This window comes from Nocardia miyunensis NBRC 108239 (genome assembly GCF_001613065.1).
Lineage (GTDB): Bacteria > Actinomycetota > Actinomycetes > Mycobacteriales > Mycobacteriaceae > Nocardia > Nocardia miyunensis.
Genome location: NZ_BDBQ01000133.1, coordinates 1 through 19,613, shown reverse-complemented (window position 1 = coordinate 19,613; position 19,613 = coordinate 1). Strand labels below are relative to the sequence as shown.

The following is a 19,613-nucleotide window of genomic DNA, read 5'->3' as shown; positions in this document are numbered from 1 at the left end:
TAAAAGTCTCCGCTCACTCGGTGTGGGTCTGGTCCAGTGACGGGAACACGGTTTCGCGGACTACGAGCAGTAGGGCTGCGGCGACCGGGATCGCCAGCAGCGCACCGACCACGCCGAGTAGCGCACCGCCCAGCAGCACCGAGATCACCGTGACCAGCGCCGGCACGCGGACCGCGCGTCCGATGATTCGCGGGACCAGCAGATAGTCCTCGACCAGGCGCAGGGCGATGAAGAAGGCCAGCGTCGAGATCATCACCGGGACCGAGACCGTCAACGACACCCCGGCGACGATGACTCCCGCCGCCGTGGACCCGACGATGGGGATGAGATCCAGCACGGCCACCAGCACCGCGAGTACCAACGCATACGGCACACCGAAGATCAGCAGCCAGATCAACGTCAGTACACCGGTGATCAGTGAGATCACCAGGTTCCCGAGGATGTAGGCACCGACCTTGGCGAAGATCTCGTCGCCGATGAGGATGGCGCGCGGGCGGCGCTCACGCGGGAACAGCCGGTATATGGTGCTGCGCACACGCCTGAAGTCGGACATGAAATAGGCGGTGAGTACGAACGCGATCGCCGTCGCGGTCACCGCCCCGAAAATCGCCCGGCCGATGTCCAGGACGCCGCCGGCCAGCCGGGGCGATTCCGCACCGAGCGAATGACGAACCTGGTCTTGCAGGTGGAAGCGAGAATCGACGGTATTGATGATCGGGTACCGCTGTCCGAGATGGTGGAGGTATTCGGGAGCCTTGTGAGCGAACGCGGTTCCCTGCGAGACCAGCGGAGGCACGACCACTGCCAGAAATCCAGCGAACAGCCCGACCGCCAACAACAGCACGACTGTGACCGCGGCCCATCGCGGCAGTCGGCGCCGGACCAGCCAGGACACCGCGGGCTCGAGGCCGACGGCCAGAAAGAATGCCACCACGATCAATGTCAGCGCCTGCCCTGCCGCGAGAATCGCCTGGATCAGCGCGTACGTGACCGCGACTCCGGCAGCGCCGGTCAACCCGACCAGGAAAGGTGAGCGACGGTCGAACAACCGGCCCGGCCGTCCCAATGGGTGCGCGGGCGTGCTCGCCTGCGCCGCCGCGGCCTCCGCGTTGGTGATCGGCTCGCCCTCACGCCTGGAATGTGGCTGTCCGATACCGGAATTGTGCCCGTCGTCCGCCGCGGGAACGTTGCTGTCCATATGTGGGCGATAACCTTCCCGGCACCGGCCAAACGGTCGATCCGGCCGATCACACGGCCATGGCCGACCAGCGCATAGACCCGGTGCACAACAATCGACTGGATCGCAAACTGCTACAACAACATTCAGCGGGAAATTTCTCGCTCACTTATTCGACGCCGAGAGAATATGAATTCGGCGAACAGATAAATTCGGATCGCTGCTCCGAGGTCGCCCACTCGAGTCCGTGTCCAATTTTTCGGTTCGGTGCGGCCGAACGGCGTTAGGGTGGACGGGGGCAGAGTGCGAGGAGTCGAAAGATGAGCACCACCATTGTGATTGTGATCATTGTGGTTGCTGTTGTAATCGTTTTTCTTGTGGCCTGGGTTTTGATGCGCAAACGGCGCGAACACCAGAGGGCCGAAGCCGAAAGTATCCGCGAACGCGCCGCGGAACAGGAATTAGAGGTCGGTCAGCGAGAAGCGCGAGCGGAAGAGACAGCCGCCCGGAGCCGCGCGGCGAAGGCGGAAGCCGAAGTCAAAGCGGCACAAGCCGAGCAGCTCGCCCAGCAAGCGCACGTCCATCGCGGCGATGCGGCAGATTCGCGAACCGAGTTGGACAGGGAACGGGAGCGCGCGGACAAAGTCGACCCGGACTCGAAATCAGATGAGAAGAAATCGGGTGAGAAGACGGACTGATTCCGGATAGCGCATCCGGGAGCTTGTTCCTATACCTCGATGTGGGAGCCCATGATGACGGTGCGGTCGCGGGGCAGACCGAAATATTCGGCGGCATCCGCGGTGATGTAGGAGGTGGCGATGAACAGGTGTTTGCGCCACAAAGCCATCGACGGCTGGTCACCGACTCGTAGGTCGATCTTGGACAGGAAATACGAGGCCTGATCCAGATCGAGCCGCCCCTCTGTGTCGGCGGGGTCGACGCTCGCCAGAGCAGCGGGGACGTTCGGGTTCTCCATGTAACCGTAGCGCGCGGTGACATGGGTGATCCCGTCGTCGCCATGGCCGAGATTGTCCACGGAGATGCGCTCGCCCTCGGCGAGCCGCGGGACGGGTTCGGTCTGGATGGACAGGACCACGACGTGTTCGTGGCGGACGTGGTTGTGTTCGACGTTGGCGCGCATGGCAAGTGGCGCGGTGTGCTTGCCCCGGTTCAGGAAGACCGCGGTGCCGGGCACCTTCAGCGTGGGCGGCTTCCCGGCGGCGAGGTCGTCGACGAACACGCGCAGCGCGCCCTCGTGACGTTCCCGCTCCGCGGTGACGATGTGGCGTCCGCGCTGCCAGGTGGTCATCACGGTGAAGGCGGTGAGCGCGATCAGCAGCGGCAGCCACGCGCCGTGGACCAGTTTGGTCAGATTGGCGGCGACGAACAGCAGGTCGATGATCAGCAGTGGGACCGCGCCGAGCGAGATCAGCCACCACGGAGTCCGCCATTTCACTCGGGCGACATAGAAGAACAGCAGCGTGGTGATGGTGATCGTGCCGGTGACGGCCATGCCGAACGCGAACGCCAACGCCGTGGAGCTGCGGAAGGCGAACACCAGCGTCAGCACCGACACCATGAGCAGCCAGTTGATCCAGGGCACATAGATTTGCCCGATGGTGGATTCGGAGGTGTGGGTGATACGCAGCCGAGGCAGGTAGCCCAGCTGGGCAGCCTGGGAGGTGACCGAGAAGGCGCCGGTGATCACGGCCTGAGAGGCGATCACGGTGGCGGCGGTGGCCAGCAGCACCATCGGCAGGCGTCCCCAGCCGGGCACGAGCAGGAAGAACGGGCTGCTGATATTGGCCGGGTCGTCCAGGATCAGCGCGCCCTGCCCGAAGTAGCTCAGGATGCAGGCCGGGAACACCAGCAGCAGCCAGGCGCGGGTGATCGCGCGGCGACCGAAATGCCCCATGTCCGCATACAGGGCCTCAGCTCCGGTGACCGCGAGCACGACCGCCGCGAGCGCGAAGAACGCGGTGCCGAAATGCCCGAACAGGAAACCGAGCGCATACGTCGGCGACAAGGCCTTCAGAATCTGCGGATGCCGGGTGATGCCGGCGATCCCGCAAGCGCCGATCGCGGTGAACCACACGATCATCACCGGCCCGAACATGCGCCCGACGACCGCTGTGCCATGGCGTTGCACCAGGAACAAGCCGATGATGATGACCGCGGTGATCGGCACGACCAACCGTTCCAACGACGGCTGCACGACCTCGAGGCCCTCGACCGAGGACAGCACCGAGATCGCCGGAGTGATCATGCTGTCGCCGAAGAACAGCGACGCCCCGAAGATCCCCAGCGCCGCGAGCACGAGCGCGACCCGCCGACCCCGGGGTGCGCTCGATCGCCGCAGCAGGGTGATCAGGGCCATGATGCCGCCCTCACCGTCATGGTCGGCCCGCATGGCAAGCAATACATAGGTGACGGTGACGATGATCATCACCGACCAGAACACCAGGGACACCACCCCGAACACGTTGTCGGTGCTGACCGGGACCGGATGCGGGTCGTGCGGGTCGAAAACCGTTTGCAGGGTGTAGATCGGGCTGGTGCCGATATCACCGAACACCACCCCCAACGCGCCGACGATCAGCGCGAGACGGACCGGATTGCCCACGCCCGCACCATGTCCCGGCATCGATGTGGTCACTGATGCACTGTCGGTCACCGGTCGGATCCTCCTCGGCGCGGCTGCTGGCGGGATGCTCACGCATCCTCGCGGACAATACCGTCCCCGGCGGTCCGAGCCCTCACCCGCCGATGCCGCCGCCCCGGCCCTGCCACACCGCGACCACGGCGCGGCGAGGCCGTGCAGGCCTCCGTCGGGCCAGTGCGAGGCGGGCGGCGGCACGGCGGGGAACTGTCCGGTCTCGAGTGCTCGCTGAAAGATGACGCCGGCCGCGATTGAAATCGTCGACTCCGGTTATGGCTGTCGGTAGCTACTGCCGAGGCTCGGTAGTAGGGGTTGCGGATTGGAGTCTGTCATGTCGAATCGTCACCTTCTCGCCGAGCTGGGCGTATGTGCCGTACTCGCCGCAGCGGCACTGGGTGCGAGTTCGGGTTCCGCCACAGCGCAGACACCGGCCCGTGTGACACCGGCGCTGGGGCCGCTGACCATCTCGCCGGATCCGTTGGGTTGTCTGCTCTCGACCGGATCGTCGGCATTCTGCATCGACTGACCCCAGCGTCAGCGTGGCTGGGCACCGGCCAGGAGCGGCCGATGTCAGGGAGTTGCGGTGGTGGCGTGCGGATCGAATCCGCCGGGGATCTCGTAGACGACTCCGCCGAAGGTCGCGGCGAACAGCCGGCCGGCGGAGAAGCCCGTCGAGCCGCGGCCGTAGCTGACGACACTGGTCGTGGGGCCCGCGGTGCCGAGTTCGCAATAATGGCCGGGGGCGTCGACCCGCACGATCCGGCCCGACGGGTTGAACGGCACCACCGGCCGGTTCGATGAATCCAGCGTCAGGCCGTCCGGAGCGGCGGTGATGTCGGTCCCACTCAGGTCGAGCAGTGACTGCGGGGTGCCGGGACTGCCGATCGGGATGCGGCTGACGCCGGGGTTGCTGAAAGTGCGTGAGACGTAGAGGAATCGGCCTGCCGGGTCGAGCACCGCGCCGTTGGCGCTGGGAAAGCTGGTCCAGTCCGCCCGCGCGGCGCCCCCGGGGCGAATACGGCCGATCAGGGTACCGAAATCGTTGGTGGCATAAGCGGTTCCGTCGGGTCCGACGGCAAGGCCGCTGGCGGCGCTCAGGCCCGCGGCGAACGGGGTGAGAGCGCCGGTGGCAGGGTCGAATTCGTCGATACCCGCCGCGCGCACGGCGTCTCCGACGATCACACCCGGGTTCGATCCGTAACCGATCAGCAGCTTCCCGTCCGGGGTCCAGGCCAGCCCGCCCGCGCCGGGCACGGTGGCGACCGAGACCGCGGGCGCGCCGGGGGCGTCGATGCGGAACACCCGGCCCGAGGTCAAGTCGGTGACATACGCGCGGCCGCGCGGGTCGACGGTGAGGCCCTCGAAGGCGGCGCCGGGCACGGATCCGACACGAACGCTCGCCTGCCCCGCACCCGAGCAGATCACCGCGGCCTGCGTGGCCGGTGCGACCACGCAGGCCAACGCGGTGAGGGCCGACGCGGCCATTGTCGCGGCGGCAGCGCGCAGAATGTTCATGATCTACCTTCTCTCGAGGTTCATCGCATCATCCGGTGGACCCATAGTCGAGTACTGCGGCGATCGACAGGGTAACGTCGGTTCGACCGAACACGACCTTCGGGCATCATGCGGGATGCGGTGGGTCGTGGTCGGGTTTTCAGCCCTCGATCGCAGGCACCAGGCGTTCGGTCGGGGCTACCCGCAAGGAGCTTCATGACCACGGCCCGAAGCGATCGTTTCGCCGATCCGGCAATCCCTTTCGCGGACAGTCGCGCCGCCGAGAAGGCGATCCACCTCGAGCGAAGCGCGTTGGCTGCCAAGACCGTCGCAGACCACGCACACGACGCCGCAGAGTGCGCACAACTGCTGGACATGCTGGGACTGGATCTGTCCGAATTGAAATAAGCGGCGGTTGATCAGCGAACGGGATCGGTTCGACTGGACCACAACGTTCGGACGGCGTCGGGGAATCCGGCCACCCCTTCGGGGCTGAGCAGGGCCAGGTTGACCAGGAACCCCGGCAGGATCGACAAGATCACCCGGGCGAGTGCGTCCGCCGACGCCCCGCTCCGGGATTCTTCGCGCACCCGCACGAGCCCGGCGATATCTCGGCTCATGACGGTCGCCGCCGCTCGAAGTCGTTGGGCCAGTGCGGGATTGCGCAGAGCCTCCGACCAGACCATCAACGCCACCGCGGCCAGCTGCTCGTCACGGTGTCGTTCGATCACGGTCTCGAGCAGCCGCGCCATCACCTCACCGGCCCCGCCTTCGCCGTCACCGTCGGCCACCGCGGCACGCAGCACCTCGGCGACCTCGTCGAGGTTCGCCGCGGCGACGCCGACGATCATGTCCTCCTTCTTGGGGAAATACCGGTAGACAGCCCCCGCGGACTTCCCGGCCTCGGCGAACACGTCCTGCATGGTCGTCTGATGAAAACCGTTGCGCACGAAGCACCGTCGCGCGGCCACCAGAATTTCGGCACGCTGATCGTCCTTGTACTGCTGGCTCACTCGCGGCATCGGCCATCCCTTCCTGCGTTGACACTCTCGCCTCGTCGAGCGTAGCTTATCGAAAGCGGATATCCGTCCTCTTTTACTCGACTCCATAGTGTGAGGAAGAAGATCGATGCGATTGCCTCTGATCCCTCCGGCAGCTGGAAACACTCGGCCGGGCCGGCTTCGACGCGGTGGTGTTCACAGTCGTCCACTATCTGGCGCTGGGCGTCCTGCTCAACGCCTACGACGTGCCGGCCGGACAACTCGATGCGGGAGCGGATCATGCCTGACGTCAACGAGGTGAAAGCCCTGATCGAGGACCCGGACGCCTTCGGCACGTTCGGCCGATTCACGGAAACGCCGGTCGAGCGGATGCCCGAGCCGATGCGGGCGGCGTACGAGTTCACGGTCCGGCTGCGCGGCGGCGTGCCGGGCCCGCACAAGATCTGGGCGGCGAACCCGGCTCTGTTGCGGACGATCGCGCCGACCGGCGCGTACTACCAGACCGACTCGACGCTGACGAAGGCCGAGATCGAGATCGCGACCTGCGTGATCTGCGGACGCTGGGGAGCGGCATACGCCGTTTTCGAGCACGAGAAGATCGCCGAGGTCCTCGGCGAACTGGACCCGGAAAAGGTGCAGGCGCTCATCGCGGGTCTGCCCACCGACTTCGACGACCCCCGCCGACAGGTCGTCTACGAGCTGGCCACGACCCTGGCCGCGGCGCGCGTGGTGCCGCTCGGACTGTTCCGCCGCGCCCGAAACCTGCTCGGCGATGCCGGGATCACCGATGTGACGGTCCTGATGGGCTGGTTCAGCGCGGTCTCACTCACCCTGGCGGCCTACGACGTCCCGTCGAACGCCGTCGGCCTCGACCAGTAAAAGCATTGACAGCCAACACAATTCGAGGAGGATCGAGATGGCCCTCGCACCGTTGCCCGAGATCACCGTGACCCCGATCGCCTACTTTCCCGAGAAGTACTTCCTGGAGAACCTCGCGGTGCGCGCCGACGGCTCGGTGCTGATCACCGCCGTATCGCAGAAGCAGTTGTGGCAGGTGCCCGGCCCGGCCCGCGAACTCACCGAGCCGGCGCTCGTGCACGAATTCGAGCATCCGGTCACCGGGATCGTCGAGGTCGAACCCGACGTATTCGTACTCAGCCTCACCGAGGCCTACACCACCCACGAATCCCACCTGGTCCGGCTCGACCTGAACGGCTGGACCCCGGGGGACTCGGTGACCCCGGAGGTGATCCTCACCTTCGGGGACCGGGTGCGCGGACTCAACGGCAGTTGCCTGCTCGGTCCGGGCGTGCTGGCCGTCGCGGATTGCTTCGCCGGCCTCATCTGGCGCGTCGACCTGACCGATGGGGCGCACACGGCGACCGCCCGGATCTGGCTCGAGCACGACACCATGGCCGACGACCCGGACAGCGAGGTCCCGTGGCCGCCCCAGCCCGGCGTCAACGGCGTGCGCTACGGCGCGAAGACCGGCTACCTGTACTACACCTCGACCGCGCAGAAGGTGTTCATGCGCGTGCCGGTCGATCCGGGCACGCTCGACCCGTCCGGCACCGCCGAATTCGTCGCGGCCATCGATAACGCCGACGACTTCTGCCTCGACGAGAACGCGGGCTTCGCCTACGTCACCCGTCACCGCGCCAACACCCTCGACCGCGTCCCCCTCGCCCCGCGCCACGGCAGCGAGGTACGTCACCTCCTCGGTGACCCGTTCGACCCGACGCTGGCCGGCCCTTCCAGCGCCTGTTGGGGCCGCGAACCGGGCGACGCGGGCACCGTCGTGTACATCACCACCGACGGCGGCACCACCGCCCCGCCCGACGGGATCGTCCGCAATGCCGCGCTGCTGCGCGGACAACTCACCGTCGGCCACGAATCCTGAGCGCGTCGGGCCTGTTCCCGAAACTCTCGTCCAGCGTGATCGGTCCCCGCGACGAACGTCGTCGTCGATACCGCGCTGACGACGAGGGCGGATTGGGAGGCAGAGCCGCGGGTGGTGATCGGAATTCGCACCTGGCACAACGACATCGCGGTTCAGGACGGCACGACGGCCGACATGGTCCTCCCCGTCGCGCAGCTGATCTCGTATCTGTCGACGTACTTCACCCTGCACCCCCGGTGACGTCATCCTGACGGGCACACCGGCGGGTCCGGCGACTTCCGCACCCCGCGAATCGCACTCGCGCCGGGCGACCGAATCGAAGTAGCGGTCCGGGGTCTAGGTCGTCAGCGCAACAACGTGGTCTCCCCAGAGATGGCTCGAGGTCCGTTGATCAGGCTCTCCCGGCCACCATGGTGAAGTATTCGGTGACCTCGTCGCTGGTGACGAGTGCGTCACGCTGGAGGTATTCGATCGCTGCCAGGGCGGACCGGTGGGCTGCGTGGGACGAGCCGCCGACCAGATCGGTGACCACACGGACGTGGTAGTCGTGTTGGTGGGCGTCGGCGGCGGTGTAGTGGATGCAGACGTCGGTGAGTCCGCCGATCAGGAACACCGTCTCGGCCTTGTACGCCTTCAGGACGATCTCCAGCTCCGTGCCGAAGAAGGCGGAGTACCGGCGCTTGCGGATGAGGAATTCCTCCGGTGCGGGAATCAGTCCCGAAGCCAATTCCGTACCGGGGTCGCCCTCGATGGCGTGCGGCCCCTCGGCTCCGTCGAGTTCGCGGCCGATGTCGATCAGCGAGGGTTTGTGCACCTCCTGGATGAAGATCACGGGGACCGCGGCCGCGCGGGCCGCCTCGACCAACGCGATGGCGCCCGGCAGCCGCTGTGCGGCGCCGCCCATCGTGGGGATGCCGCTCGGCGCACCGGGCTGCCCGTTGAAGATGCCCTGGATGTCGACGACGATCAGGACCGATCGGCCTACGATGTTCATTCCCTCAGCTCGTTCCTCAGCATATTGCATCCATCACTTCACTGATTGGATACAATATCGTGTTCCGGGCTCCCCCGCAGACCGGCCAGACGGGATGTCAGTGCCGGAGGACGGTCGCCGATCGGCGCTCGTACCAGGAGGCGAGGTGGTCGCCCGCGCTCATGATGTGCGACCGCATCCGAGCCCGGGCCAGTTCGGCATCGCCGAGGACGATCGCCTCCAGGATCTGCTCGTGCTGCTCGACGTTCTTCTGCCGATAGTTCTCGTCGTCGGCGGCGGCGAGCCGGGACACGCTGCGCGGGAAGCTCTCGTTGATCCGCTCCACCATCGAGGTGAGCCACGGGTTGGCGGCGGAATCGCAGATGATGGTGTGGAACGCGTCGTTCGCGTCGGCCGTGTGCGAGCCCTCGCACAGCACGTCGTCCAGCCGCCGCAGCTCGGATATCTTGGCGTGGGTGAGATTCGCGGCGGCGCGGGCCGCGGCCAGGCCCTCGAGTTCGGCCCGCACCTCGTAGGCGTATCGAACCTCCCAGGGCGCGGGTACCCGGACCACCGCGCCACGGTTCGGCGCCATGGTGATCAGACCGCCGTTCTGTAGTTGCCGCAACGCCTCCCGCACCGGTGTGCGGCTCACACCGAACTCGGCGGCGAGCGCGGCCTGCCGCAGCGGCGCGCCGATCGGGATCTCCCCGTTCATGATCCGTACACGGATCCGGTCGGCGATGTCGTCGACGAGCGCTTCGTCGGCGGTGCCCATCGAGCCCCCTGGGATAAGTGGATTCATTTCATAGATATCGTATCCAATAATCTCGACCGGGCCCAGGGCCTTCCACTAACGTCGTTTCATGATCGAAACGGTTCTCGGCCCGATCGAGGCCGCCGAAGTGGGCGTGACGTCCATGCACGAGCATCTGCTCGCGGACGCGCGCGTGCTGACCGCGCCGGCCCGCGAACCACTGCCTGCCGACCGCCGGGTGACGATGGCGAATCTCGGATTCCTGCGATGGAACCTGCTGGGCCTCGAGGACAACCTGGTCCTGGACGATATGGACCTCGCCGTCGCCGAACTGGCTCCGGCCGTGGCCGCGGGCCAGCGCGGGCTGGTCGAGCTGACCAGCTGGGGGCTGGCTCCCCGCTACGCCGACCTGCCCACGATCGCCCGCCGTTCCGGCCTGCACATCGTCGCCGGATACGGCGCCTACCTCGCGCGATCACATCCCCGATGGCTGCGAGACGCCGATCTGGATCGGCTGTTTCACACGGCGTTGACCGAGGCGATCGAGGGAACCGGCTTCCGGGCGGGACTGCTGGGCATCATCGGCACGGGCGATGACATCGACCCGGCCGAGCACCGCGTACTGCGCGCGGCGGGGCGGGTGGCGGCGCGGACCGGCGCCGCGGTGAGTGTGCGGCTCTCGCCTGCGCGCCGGCACGGCCCACGGGTGCTCGAGATACTGCGGGCCGAGGGCGCCGCCGCGGACCGGGTCGTCTTCGGCAACGTCGACGAATACCTGGACGTGCCCTATCTGCGGGATCTCGCGGCGGCCGGGGCGACCCTCGAATGGTGCTTCGGCAACGAGGCCTACTACCGCGACGGCTACAAGGACGCCACCGACGCCGAGCGGCTGGACGTGCTGTGCACCCTCCTGGCCGACGGCTTCGCGGACCGGATCGCCCTCGGCTGCTCGGTGTGGACGAAGACGCAGCTCAGCCACTTCGGCGGGATGGGGTACGGCCATCTGGTCCGGCGCATCGTTCCCGCGCTGCGGAGCCGCGGCGTCGGCATCGACGAACTGGCGACCATGCTCGTGCAGGTCCCACGACGGCTGCTCGACCGTCCGGTGGTGACAGGGATGTAACTCGGCCGCAACCCATAATTGGATCCACACTCGTAAATTATGGATCCAAGATAGCTGCGGCAAGGGAGAGCGCCCATGATCTCGGATCCGATGTCCCGACGGTTGTTCCTGCGGAGGGCCGGGACTGGCGCTGGGGGGATGGCCGCGGCCGGACTGCTCGCGGCGTGCGGCTCGAGCGGCTCGAAGAGCGGCGGTCAGGTGACCATCGCGGACTTCGGCGGCACCACCAGAACCGCCCGGGCCAAGGCGTTCTTCGACTCCTTTCAGTCGGCCACCGGCAACAAGGTCACCACCACCCTGTGCGCCGACGCGATTCAGGCCCAGATGGAACAGGGCGCCGCCGGGCCCTACGACGCGATCCCCGCCGCGATCTACGAGCTCTACTCGTCCCTGCGGCACTCCTCGATCGAGGCGCTGCCGGCCGGGGTGACCCGCAACGACCAGATCGAGAGCAAGGCCCAGGAGTACGCCTGGGGATCGTTCATCGTCGCCTATGCACAGGCCTACCTGCCGGCCACCTTCCCCGGTACCGGTCCGCAGAGCTGGGCCGACTTCTGGGATGTGCACAAGTTCCCGGGCAAGCGCGCGTGGCCGGGCGGACCCTACGCCTTCGACTGCACCATCGAGGCGGCGCTGCTCGCCGACGGCGTCGCCCCGGACCAGCTCTATCCTCTCGACTTCGACCGCGGATTCGCCAAATTGCAGGAGCTGCGGCCGCACATGGTCTTCTACAAGGAGTTCCCGCAGGTTCAGCAGTTCCTCGTATCCGGCACCGCCGCACTGGGTTTCGCTCCGCACGGGCTGTTCGTGGGCCTGCGGCAGCGCGGGGTGGACACCAGGATCGTGATGAACCAGGCGCTGCAGGATCCCAACATCTTCATCACCGCCAAGAAGTCGCCGAACAAGGACAACGCCTTCGCACTGGCCCAGTGGATGACCGACGGCAAGCGCCAGGCCGACTTCGCCGCCCGCACCGGCTACGGCCCCGGCAACGAGGCGGCGTTCGCACACATGTCGAGCAAGGACCTGGCCATGGTGCCGAACAGTCCGGACAACGCCAAGGTGACGTTGAAAACGGACGCCGCCGCCCTGGCCACCGTCTACGACTCCTATATCGATCGGTATACCAAGTGGCTGGCCAGCGCGTAGCCGGAATGCGCTGGCTGCTGACGCCGCCCGTCGCATTCCTCGCGGTCCTGTTGCTCGCGCCGTTCGTGCTGCTACTGCCCGTCGCGGCGGGATCGCTCGGAAATGTGCTGGGGTACAGCGTCTTCCAGCAGGCAGCCGTGCGGACGGTGGTGATGGCGGTGGTCGTGACCGTGCTCGCCGTGATCGTGGGAACGGTTTACGCGCTGGCGATTTCGGCCGCCCCGCGCCCGATCGCGGCGATCTTGCTCGGCGCGCTGTTCCTCACCATGTGGACCTCGACCCTGGTCCGCACCTTCGCCTGGATGCTGCTGGAACTGCCGACCGGCGGGCTGTACTGGCTGCTGCACCTGGCCGGGCTGCGCGGGCGGCCGCTGGCGATCTACCAGACCGCCTTGGCGCCCTACCCGGCGATGGTCCACGTCATGCTGCCGTACGCGGTGCTGCCGGTGTACGTGGCGCTCGGCCGGATCGATCGGCAGCAACTGCAGGCCGCACAGGTCTTCGGCGCCCGGCCACTGCTGATGCTGCGCGCGGTGGTGCTGCCGCAGTTGCGGCCATCGATCGTCGCCGGCGGGATCCTGGTCTTCATCATGTCGCTCGGGGTCTATGTCACCCCGCTACTGCTCGGATCGCCGAATCAGATGACCGTCTCGGGGTTGATCGACGCACAGTTCGGCGTGGCGGACCGACAGGACTGGGCGGCGGCGATGAGCGTGCTGCTCCTGGGCGTCGCGATGGTGATCTACCTGGTGGCCGACCGATTGTTCCGGGTCAGCGAGCGGTGGCAGTGATGTTCGGCCGCATGCGTGTCCCGCTGATCGTGCTCGGCGGCCTGCTCGCCGCATTTCTGCTGCTGCCCTCGGTGCTGCTGCTGGCCACCTCGTGGACGGGCGGGCAGTTCCTCACCTTCCCGCCGCGGGGTTTCTCCCCGCAGTGGTATCTGGCGCTGCTGTCCGACAGCACCTGGACCGGCGCGTTCTGGCTGTCGGTCGGGGTGGCCGGCGCGGCAACGGTGATCGCGACCGTACTCGGCACGGCCGCCGCTCTGGCCGTGGCCAGGATGCGCACCGGTGGCCGGTTGTTGCGGACGCTGTTCGTCGCGCCGGTGGCGGTACCGGTCATCGCCTACGCCCTGGGCCTGCACAATCTGGTACAGCGCGTGCCGGTGTTGGCCGACTCGCTGATCCCGCTGATACTCGGCGAGGCCGTGCTGGCGTTCCCGCTGGTGTTCGTGGTGGTCAACGCGAGCGTCGCGCGCCTGGATCCGGCCCTGCGGCCGGCGGCGGCGACGATGGGCGCGCGCTGGCCGACGATCGTACGGCGGGTCGAACTGCCGCTGCTGACCGGCGCCATCGCCGCGGGCGCGCTGTTCGCCTTCAACGCGGCCTTCGACGAAGTGGTGCTGTCGGTGTACCTGGTGCCCGTCGGGCAGTACACCCTGCCGCTGCAAATGCTGGACGCCTCCCGTGAGGCGATATCTCCCCAGCTCACCGCCGCCTCGACGGTGGTCTCCGTGCTCGCGCTCGTCATCTTGGGCGGCGCCGGACTACTTCGAAGGAGAGCAACGTGACGGTGCCCCTGCGGCTCGACGACATCCACGTCACCCTCGGCGGCAACGAGGTCCTGCGGGGTGTGTGCATGGATGTGGCCGCGGGCCGGTTCATCACGTTGCTCGGCCCGAGCGGCAGCGGCAAGTCGACGACTCTGAACGTGATCGCCGGGCTCATGCGGCCGGACAGCGGCCGGGTGCGATTCGGCGACCGGGACGTCACGAATCTCGAGCCGCACGACCGCGATATCGGCATGGTGTTCCAGTCCTACGCCCTGTTCCCGCATATGACCGTCGCGGAGAACGTGGCGTTTCCGCTGCTCACCCGGCGTCGGCCGAAACGTGAGCGGCGGGCGACGGCGCAGCGGATGCTGGAGCTGGTCCGGCTGGCCGATATGGGCGACCGCACCCCGGCCGCACTGTCCGGCGGCCAGCGGCAACGGGTGGCGCTGGCCCGTGCGCTCGCCGCCGAGCCCGGACTGCTGCTGCTGGACGAGCCGTTGGCCGCGCTGGACCGGCAGCTGCGCGAGGCCATGCAGCTGGAGATCAAGCGGGTTCAGGCCGAGGTGGGCGTCACCACGATCGCCGTCACCCACGATCAGGCCGAGGCGCTGACCATCTCCGACCGGGTGGCGATCATGGCGAACGGGGAGATCGTGCAGTACGGCACACCCGAGGAGCTCTACCAGCGACCGGCGTCGGCATTCGTCGCCACCTTCCTCGGCGAAGCCAACCTGATCCCGGTGCCCGGCGGGCTGGCGGTGCTGCGCCCGGAGGATCTTCGGCTGGCCAACGGCTCCGGCGCCACCCATGAGGGAGTGCTGCGGTCGAAAACGTTCCAGGGCTCGCGATTCCGGCTGGAGGTGGAGCATGCGACGCTCGGCACGCTGATCGTCAGCCTGCCGCCGCAGGCCGACACCTCCGGGGTCGCCCAGGGCGACACGATCGGCCTGGACTGCCGGACCGAGACCGCGCACATCCTCACCGACGCAGTGAGCGAGACACTATGAGCCACATAGGTATTCGGCTCGAAACGGCCGACATCGCGACTCCCGGGGCATTCACCACGCGAACGAATCCTCACCCGGCAAGAGATCGCACACCAGCACCCGTGGTGCGGATACCGCAGCGAATTCGGCACCGACGCAATGAGCGAAACATCATGAGCCGCAATGCGTCCGGCTCAGCCCGGACGGCATCGCGGCTCCGGATGCCTTCACCAGGCACGCGGATTCTTGCCCGGCAACAGATCCCGCACCAGTACCCGGCGTGCGGATCCCGCAGCGAATTCGGCTGTGGTGAAACCGATTTCGCTGGGATCGCGATCAGCGCTCGGCGACGGCGGTCCGTCGTGTACGTAGCTGGCCGCATCCGGGCAGTAGTCGTACAGCAATTCCCGGCAGACCCCGCACGGCGCGATCACCCGGACCGTGCCCACCGGCCGATACAGCACGGCCAGAACGGTTTCCACCTCCCGGTCCCCCGCGGTCAGCGCCGCGCCGAGCGCGATGCCCTCCGCGCAGATCGACGACCGGCCCGCCGATCCGGCCAGGTGCAGCCCGGTGTAGACGCGCCCCTGCCGGGTCCGCAGTGCCGCCGCGACCTCGTGGCGCTCGTGCCGGTAGCCGCGGCCGAGGGCATCCACCGCCGCCTGCCACAGGTCGGCATCGGCGTCGGGAACTCCTGGATACGATTCCATACGAACAGGATCCACCCGTGACGGCCGCGGCGCCCGGCGAGGTCGTGCGAGGGGCGCTGATCCCATGAGCCTGCTCGATATCGCGGGCACTCCGCGGTGGCTGCACCGGTTCGTGCTGGGATACGAACCCATCGCCGAATCGATGTCGATAGCCGGCGGCGATCCCGCCGAGTTCCTGCTCGAGCCCGTGACCGCGGCGGCGGTGGATTACGGCCACGCCTGGGTGCTGCTGGACTCCGGATTCGACGTGGCGACCGTGCGAGATCCCGAACGCCGTGCGGCACAATACAATTACGACAGTTACACCGCGGTCGTGCCGCCCGGCGATCCGCTCGTCGATCAGACGCGCCACGCCGGTCTGGACTGGAACCTGCTGGCCGGATGCGCGATCTCGCATCTGCACCTGGACCATTCGGGCGGGCTGCGGCTACTCGCCGGTGGCCCGCCGGTGATCGTGCAACGTCGCGAATGGACGTTCGCCACGACCGTGGCCGACCGGCGGCACGCGTACGCGCCGGGCGACTACCGCCGGCCCGGTCTGGACATCCGGCTGATCGACGGCGACACCCCGCTGGCCCCCGGGCTGACCGCACTCGACACCCACGGCCACACGCCCGGACATCAGTCGTTCCGGATCGACCTCCCCGACCGCACCGTAGTACTCGCCTGCGACGCGGCGGACCTGCGCGCCAACATCGTCGAACGCCGGCGATGCGGTACCACCACCGACCCGGGACTGGCCGCCGCCGCGCAGCGGGCGATCGAGCGGCTGCACGCACTCGACCGGATCGACGGGATCGAGGTCTGGCCGGGACACGACCCGGCCTGGTGGGCCTGGCAGAGACCGGGCAGGTATCCGGTTCCGACCGAGAGGACCAAGAAGTGATCATCGACGCCTACAACACGGCCCAGAACGTTCGCGGCCGTTCGGATTATCTGACCGGGGTGCGTCCCGGCGAGGCGCCGCCACCGCACACGCCCTTCGACCCGCACCGGCTGCTCGACCGCATGGATGCGGCGGGGGTGGACAAGGCGATGGTCTGCTCGCTGGCACAGCGCATCGAGAACGACTTCATCATCGAGTTGACCCGGACGTTCCCGGAGCGGCTGTTCGGCTTCGGCCAGGTCCGCCCGCAGGACGACGACGCACTCACCGAGGTCGAGCGGATCGCCGAGGCCGGGCTGCCGGGCCTGAAACTGCATCCGACGCTGCACGGTTATTTCGCTTCCGATCACGGACTGCTCGACCCGGTGTTCCGGATCTGCCGCGGGCACGGGCTGATCGTGCTGATCAACGCGCTCGACGACCCGTTCTGCCACCCGATGGCGATCGAAGACGTGGCAAAGAATTTCCCGGAGGTGCCGACGATCATCGCGCACATGGGCGCGGTGTGGAATGTGCCCGACGCGATCACCGTCGCCGAGCGCAACCCCAACATCTACCTCGACACCTCCGCCACCCTGCTGTCGGATGTGCGGCGCGCCTACGGGCGGCTGGGGCCGGAGAAGATCCTCATGGGCACCGAATGGCCGGGGCACGACTTCGATCTGGAACGGATGAAGATCGCCAAGGCGATCACCGACGACGCCGACCGGGCCCTGGTCGAGGGCGGCAACATGGCGAAGTTGCTGGGCGCCAAGGTTTTCGGAGGCGTCGATGCGTGAGCCCGAGATCGCCCCGGAACTGGCCGCAGAACTCGGCGGCAGTGGCGTGCCGGTGCGCTGGGAGCGTCTCACCGCGCCGGAAACCGCCGCACTCGTCAGCACCGTCGATGCCGCGATCATCCCGGTCGGCGCCACCGAACAGCACGGGCAGCACATGGCGATGTGTGTGGACACCGCCGTCGCCGAGCACGTCGCACTGGGCGTGTCCGCGCTGACCGGGGTGCCGGTGGTGCCGCCGCTGTGCTACGGCGTCTCCGGATCCCACGGCGGGCTGCCGGGCACGATCGCGCTACGGCCCGAGACGATGATCCTGCTCGTCGAGGACGTGGTCGCGTCGCTGTACCGCTGCGGGATCCGGCAGTTCATCCTGCTCAACGGGCACACCTGGAACAGCGGAGCGCTCGATGTGTCGGCGGAGAAGCTCCGCACCCGCTACGACGACGCGCGCGTCCGTTACATCGCCTACGTGACCATGTACCCCGGACCGGAGGTGGACGGCCGGGTGACCTACGGGCGAGCGCTGATGCACGCCAACTATTTCGAGACCTCCCTGATGCTGCACATCGACCCGGACGCGGTGCACATGGACCGGGTGGTCTCGCTGACCGACGTCGACACCTTCTGGGACTACCGCACCGATCAGGTCAGCCGCAGCGGGGTCTGGGGTCGCGAGATCGATCAGGCGACCGCCGAACACGGCGCCGCCGAAATGGCCCGGTGCATCGAGACGACCGCGCGGGCGGTGGCCGCCGCGGTGGCCGAACCGTGGCCGCAACCGAGAGGGTGACCATGACCGACACGATCAACCTGCCGATGCTCGCCGAGATCGAGCCGATGCTGGTGGGCGAGAAGCGGCTCGAGGGCAGCGAATTCATCCCCGTGCTGAATCCGGCCACCGAGCAGGTGCTGACCCGGATCGGCCGGGCCGGAACGGCGGAGGTGGACGCCGCCGTGCGCGCGGCGGCACAGGCGCACGCCGACGGCCGGTGGCGCAAGCTGCCCCCGGAACGCCGCCGCGACCTGCTGGTCCGGCTGGCCGAGCTGGTCGCCGCCGCGGCCGAGGACCTGGCCGTCTTGGAAACCCTCGACAACGGCAAACCCATCGAGCGGGCGCGCGGCGATATCGCCTTGGGACTGGACGCGATTCGCTATTTCGCTGGCGCACCCGTGCGAGCGGCCGGGCAGGTGGCCGCGAACGCCCCGGACCGGCACGCGTACACGATGCGCCAGCCCATCGGCGTCGCGGCACTGGTGCTGCCGTGGAACTTCCCGTTCATGATCGCCGCGTGGAAACTCGCGCCGGCGCTCGCCGCGGGTTGCACGGTCGTGATCAAACCCGCGGAACAGACCCCGCTGACCGCGTTGCGCCTGGCCGAATTGTGCCTGGCCGCTGGCATTCCGCCGGGCGTGGTCAACGTCGTCACCGGTGACGGCGGCACCGGGGCGGAACTGGTGCGTCATCCGCTGGTGCGCAAGGTGTCGTTCACCGGTTCGACCGAGGTCGGCCGCGAGGTGATGGCGGCCGCCGCCGCGCGCATCGTCCCGGTCACCCTGGAGCTGGGCGGCAAATCGCCCGACATCGTCTTCGCCGACGCGGATCTGGACCGGATGCTGCCGATGCTGTCCCGCACCATCTTCGGGCATTCCGGGCAGATGTGCACCGCCGGTAGCCGCCTGCTGCTGCACCGCTCGATCCGCGACGAGGTGCTCGAGCGGCTGGTGCCGATCGTCGAGTCACTGAAGATCGGGCCGGGCCTGGCGGGCGGTGTGACGATCGGCCCGCTGGTGTCGGCGGACCAGCGGGCGCGGGTGCAGAGCTATCTGGACCTCGCCGAGGGCACAGTGCTGACCGGTGGGACGGCGTTGCCGGGTCCCGGATACTTCGTACCGCCGACCGTGCTGACCGGCCTGTCACCGGATGCGCGCTGTGCTCGCGAGGAGATCTTCGGGCCGGTGCTCACGGTGTTCGACTTCGACACCGACGAACAAGCTCTCGCCATGGCCAACGACACCGAGTACGGGCTGGCAGCGGGTGTGTGGACGACGGATCTGGGTCGAGCGCACCGGATGGCGGCGGAACTGGAGGCGGGCACCGTCTGGATCAACACCTACAACGAGTTCAACTCCGCGCTGCCGTTCGGCGGCATCAAACAGTCCGGCTTCGGCCGGGAGCTCGGCGACGCCGCTGTCGAGGGCTTCACCGTCGTCAAGAGCGTCACGGTGGCGTGGTGAACACGCGCGAACTGGACGTCGCGGACGAGCGGGCCCGCACCCCCGGCGTCACCACCGGGCACCACTTCAATGCGGCGGGCGCCGCGCTCCCGGCGGCGGCCACGGTCGAAACCGTTGTCGCGCACCTGAAGTTGGAGGCCGCGATCGGCGGATACGAGGCGGCCTGGCAGGCCGCGCCCCGGCTGGACGGGGTGTACCGGCTCGCGGCGGCGGCGCTGGGCGCGCAGCCGGAGGA

Annotated in this window: 22 protein-coding genes and 1 pseudogene; 16 read left to right on the top strand and 7 right to left on the bottom strand. The window is 67.9% G+C overall.

Features of this window, described 5'->3' with window-relative positions; all coding sequences use genetic code 11:
• Positions 1 to 13: 13 nt before the first annotated feature.
• On the bottom strand, positions 14 to 1,198 hold the full coding sequence (locus NM2_RS44030; protein ID WP_084532234.1) for an AI-2E family transporter: 1,185 nt from the start codon (positions 1,196 to 1,198) through the stop codon (positions 14 to 16).
• Between the two features lie 299 nt (positions 1,199 to 1,497).
• On the opposite strand from NM2_RS44030, the gene NM2_RS44020 reads away from it, so the two are divergent.
• Positions 1,498 to 1,875, top strand: a complete 378-nt coding sequence (locus NM2_RS44020; protein ID WP_067683005.1) for a hypothetical protein — start codon at positions 1,498 to 1,500, stop codon at positions 1,873 to 1,875.
• 29 nt (positions 1,876 to 1,904) lie between these two features.
• Here the strand turns inward: NM2_RS44020 and NM2_RS44015 are convergent, their stop codons facing one another.
• Positions 1,905 to 3,821, bottom strand: coding sequence for a potassium transporter Kup (locus NM2_RS44015; protein ID WP_067683024.1), 1,917 nt, complete (start codon positions 3,819 to 3,821; stop codon positions 1,905 to 1,907).
• 346 nt (positions 3,822 to 4,167) lie between these two features.
• Here NM2_RS44015 and NM2_RS44010 point away from each other — a divergent pair, with 346 nt between their 5' ends.
• On the top strand, positions 4,168 to 4,362 hold the full coding sequence (locus tag NM2_RS44010) for a hypothetical protein (RefSeq protein ID WP_067683003.1): 195 nt from the start codon (positions 4,168 to 4,170) through the stop codon (positions 4,360 to 4,362).
• 44 nt (positions 4,363 to 4,406) lie between these two features.
• Here the strand turns inward: NM2_RS44010 and NM2_RS44005 are convergent, their stop codons facing one another.
• Entirely contained in the window at positions 4,407 to 5,351 is a 945-nt protein-coding gene (locus tag NM2_RS44005) for an SMP-30/gluconolactonase/LRE family protein (protein WP_067683001.1), read from the bottom strand.
• Between the two features lie 195 nt (positions 5,352 to 5,546).
• Between NM2_RS44005 and NM2_RS44000 the strand changes: the two genes are divergently transcribed.
• A complete protein-coding gene (locus tag NM2_RS44000; RefSeq protein ID WP_067682999.1) occupies positions 5,547 to 5,738 on the top strand; it encodes a hypothetical protein in 192 nt (63 codons plus the stop codon).
• An 11-nt stretch (positions 5,739 to 5,749) separates the two neighbouring features.
• On the opposite strand, the gene NM2_RS43995 is transcribed toward NM2_RS44000, so the two are convergent.
• Positions 5,750 to 6,352 carry a TetR/AcrR family transcriptional regulator gene (locus NM2_RS43995; RefSeq protein WP_067682997.1) on the bottom strand — a complete coding sequence of 201 codons (603 nt, stop codon included), beginning with the start codon at positions 6,350 to 6,352 and terminating at the stop codon, positions 5,750 to 5,752.
• Between the two features lie 258 nt (positions 6,353 to 6,610).
• On the opposite strand from NM2_RS43995, the gene NM2_RS43990 reads away from it, so the two are divergent.
• From NM2_RS43990 to NM2_RS51135, 3 genes are all read left to right on the top strand, one after another.
• The gene (locus NM2_RS43990) at positions 6,611 to 7,210 is read left to right on the top strand and encodes a carboxymuconolactone decarboxylase family protein (RefSeq protein WP_218026114.1); all 600 of its coding nucleotides are present in this window, start codon (positions 6,611 to 6,613) and stop codon (positions 7,208 to 7,210) included.
• A gap of 37 nt (positions 7,211 to 7,247) precedes the next feature.
• Entirely contained in the window at positions 7,248 to 8,231 is a 984-nt protein-coding gene (locus NM2_RS43985) for a hypothetical protein (protein WP_067682995.1), read from the top strand.
• Positions 8,232 to 8,342: 111 nt separating this feature from the next.
• Positions 8,343 to 8,471: a fumarylacetoacetate hydrolase family protein gene (locus NM2_RS51135; protein WP_218026113.1), complete on the top strand. Its 129-nt coding sequence runs from the start codon at positions 8,343 to 8,345 to the stop codon at positions 8,469 to 8,471.
• 151 nt (positions 8,472 to 8,622) lie between these two features.
• On the opposite strand, the gene NM2_RS43980 is transcribed toward NM2_RS51135, so the two are convergent.
• Positions 8,623 to 9,225 carry a cysteine hydrolase family protein gene (locus tag NM2_RS43980; protein WP_067682993.1) on the bottom strand — a complete coding sequence of 201 codons (603 nt, stop codon included), beginning with the start codon at positions 9,223 to 9,225 and terminating at the stop codon, positions 8,623 to 8,625.
• A 97-nt stretch (positions 9,226 to 9,322) separates the two neighbouring features.
• Positions 9,323 to 9,982, bottom strand: coding sequence for a GntR family transcriptional regulator (locus tag NM2_RS43975; protein ID WP_067682991.1), 660 nt, complete (start codon positions 9,980 to 9,982; stop codon positions 9,323 to 9,325).
• Positions 9,983 to 10,070: 88 nt separating this feature from the next.
• On the opposite strand from NM2_RS43975, the gene NM2_RS43970 reads away from it, so the two are divergent.
• The 5 genes from NM2_RS43970 (at position 10,071) to NM2_RS43950 (ending at position 14,792) form a co-directional block, all read left to right on the top strand.
• Complete coding sequence (locus NM2_RS43970) at positions 10,071 to 11,084, top strand: phosphotriesterase family protein (RefSeq protein WP_067682989.1); 1,014 nt, start codon at positions 10,071 to 10,073, stop codon at positions 11,082 to 11,084.
• 75 nt (positions 11,085 to 11,159) lie between these two features.
• On the top strand, positions 11,160 to 12,233 hold the full coding sequence (locus tag NM2_RS43965; protein ID WP_084532232.1) for an extracellular solute-binding protein: 1,074 nt from the start codon (positions 11,160 to 11,162) through the stop codon (positions 12,231 to 12,233).
• Positions 12,215 to 13,024, top strand: coding sequence for an ABC transporter permease (locus NM2_RS43960; protein ID WP_157121856.1), 810 nt, complete (start codon positions 12,215 to 12,217; stop codon positions 13,022 to 13,024). The genes NM2_RS43965 and NM2_RS43960 overlap by 19 nt, the downstream gene beginning before the upstream one ends.
• Before the next feature lie 11 nt (positions 13,025 to 13,035).
• A complete protein-coding gene (locus NM2_RS43955; RefSeq protein ID WP_169816357.1) occupies positions 13,036 to 13,803 on the top strand; it encodes an ABC transporter permease in 768 nt (255 codons plus the stop codon).
• A complete protein-coding gene (locus NM2_RS43950; protein ID WP_067682981.1) occupies positions 13,800 to 14,792 on the top strand; it encodes an ABC transporter ATP-binding protein in 993 nt (330 codons plus the stop codon). Before NM2_RS43955 ends, NM2_RS43950 begins: the two co-directional genes overlap by 4 nt.
• Positions 14,793 to 14,998: 206 nt before the next feature.
• Here NM2_RS43950 and NM2_RS43945 read toward each other — a convergent pair whose 3' ends face one another.
• Positions 14,999 to 15,481: a cytidine/deoxycytidylate deaminase family protein gene (locus NM2_RS43945; RefSeq protein ID WP_067682979.1), complete on the bottom strand. Its 483-nt coding sequence runs from the start codon at positions 15,479 to 15,481 to the stop codon at positions 14,999 to 15,001.
• A gap of 64 nt (positions 15,482 to 15,545) precedes the next feature.
• Between NM2_RS43945 and NM2_RS43940 the strand changes: the two genes are divergently transcribed.
• The 5 genes and pseudogenes from NM2_RS43940 to NM2_RS43920 all read left to right on the top strand — a co-directional run.
• Positions 15,546 to 16,367: an N-acyl homoserine lactonase family protein gene (locus NM2_RS43940; RefSeq protein WP_067682977.1), complete on the top strand. Its 822-nt coding sequence runs from the start codon at positions 15,546 to 15,548 to the stop codon at positions 16,365 to 16,367.
• The gene (locus tag NM2_RS43935) at positions 16,364 to 17,146 is read left to right on the top strand and encodes an amidohydrolase family protein (protein ID WP_067682975.1); all 783 of its coding nucleotides are present in this window, start codon (positions 16,364 to 16,366) and stop codon (positions 17,144 to 17,146) included. Before NM2_RS43940 ends, NM2_RS43935 begins: the two co-directional genes overlap by 4 nt.
• Positions 17,139 to 17,933 carry a creatininase family protein gene (locus NM2_RS43930; protein ID WP_067682973.1) on the top strand — a complete coding sequence of 265 codons (795 nt, stop codon included), beginning with the start codon at positions 17,139 to 17,141 and terminating at the stop codon, positions 17,931 to 17,933. Before NM2_RS43935 ends, NM2_RS43930 begins: the two co-directional genes overlap by 8 nt.
• 2 nt (positions 17,934 to 17,935) lie before the next feature.
• Entirely contained in the window at positions 17,936 to 19,378 is a 1,443-nt protein-coding gene (locus NM2_RS43925) for an aldehyde dehydrogenase family protein (protein ID WP_067682971.1), read from the top strand.
• A pseudogene (locus NM2_RS43920) lies at positions 19,375 to 19,613 on the top strand (aminotransferase); the annotation flags it as partial. The gene NM2_RS43925 and the pseudogene NM2_RS43920, both read left to right, overlap by 4 nt.

Coding starts and splice junctions, on each gene's coding strand:
- NM2_RS43990 (WP_218026114.1), top strand. CDS start 6,611: ATGCCTGACGTCAACGAGGTGAAAGCCCTGATCGAGGACCCGGACGCC.
- NM2_RS44010 (WP_067683003.1), top strand. CDS start 4,168: ATGTCGAATCGTCACCTTCTCGCCGAGCTGGGCGTATGTGCCGTACTC.
- NM2_RS43970 (WP_067682989.1), top strand. CDS start 10,071: ATGATCGAAACGGTTCTCGGCCCGATCGAGGCCGCCGAAGTGGGCGTG.
- NM2_RS43940 (WP_067682977.1), top strand. CDS start 15,546: ATGAGCCTGCTCGATATCGCGGGCACTCCGCGGTGGCTGCACCGGTTC.
- NM2_RS44015 (WP_067683024.1), bottom strand. CDS start 3,821: ATGCCGGGACATGGTGCGGGCGTGGGCAATCCGGTCCGTCTCGCGCTG.
- NM2_RS44030 (WP_084532234.1), bottom strand. CDS start 1,198: ATGGACAGCAACGTTCCCGCGGCGGACGACGGGCACAATTCCGGTATC.
- NM2_RS43965 (WP_084532232.1), top strand. CDS start 11,160: ATGATCTCGGATCCGATGTCCCGACGGTTGTTCCTGCGGAGGGCCGGG.
- NM2_RS43985 (WP_067682995.1), top strand. CDS start 7,248: ATGGCCCTCGCACCGTTGCCCGAGATCACCGTGACCCCGATCGCCTAC.
- NM2_RS43995 (WP_067682997.1), bottom strand. CDS start 6,352: ATGCCGCGAGTGAGCCAGCAGTACAAGGACGATCAGCGTGCCGAAATT.
- NM2_RS43930 (WP_067682973.1), top strand. CDS start 17,139: ATGCGTGAGCCCGAGATCGCCCCGGAACTGGCCGCAGAACTCGGCGGC.
- NM2_RS43925 (WP_067682971.1), top strand. CDS start 17,936: ATGACCGACACGATCAACCTGCCGATGCTCGCCGAGATCGAGCCGATG.
- NM2_RS44020 (WP_067683005.1), top strand. CDS start 1,498: ATGAGCACCACCATTGTGATTGTGATCATTGTGGTTGCTGTTGTAATC.
- NM2_RS43945 (WP_067682979.1), bottom strand. CDS start 15,481: ATGGAATCGTATCCAGGAGTTCCCGACGCCGATGCCGACCTGTGGCAG.
- NM2_RS44000 (WP_067682999.1), top strand. CDS start 5,547: ATGACCACGGCCCGAAGCGATCGTTTCGCCGATCCGGCAATCCCTTTC.
- NM2_RS43980 (WP_067682993.1), bottom strand. CDS start 9,225: ATGAACATCGTAGGCCGATCGGTCCTGATCGTCGTCGACATCCAGGGC.
- NM2_RS43975 (WP_067682991.1), bottom strand. CDS start 9,982: ATGGGCACCGCCGACGAAGCGCTCGTCGACGACATCGCCGACCGGATC.
- NM2_RS43955 (WP_169816357.1), top strand. CDS start 13,036: ATGCGTGTCCCGCTGATCGTGCTCGGCGGCCTGCTCGCCGCATTTCTG.
- NM2_RS44005 (WP_067683001.1), bottom strand. CDS start 5,351: ATGAACATTCTGCGCGCTGCCGCCGCGACAATGGCCGCGTCGGCCCTC.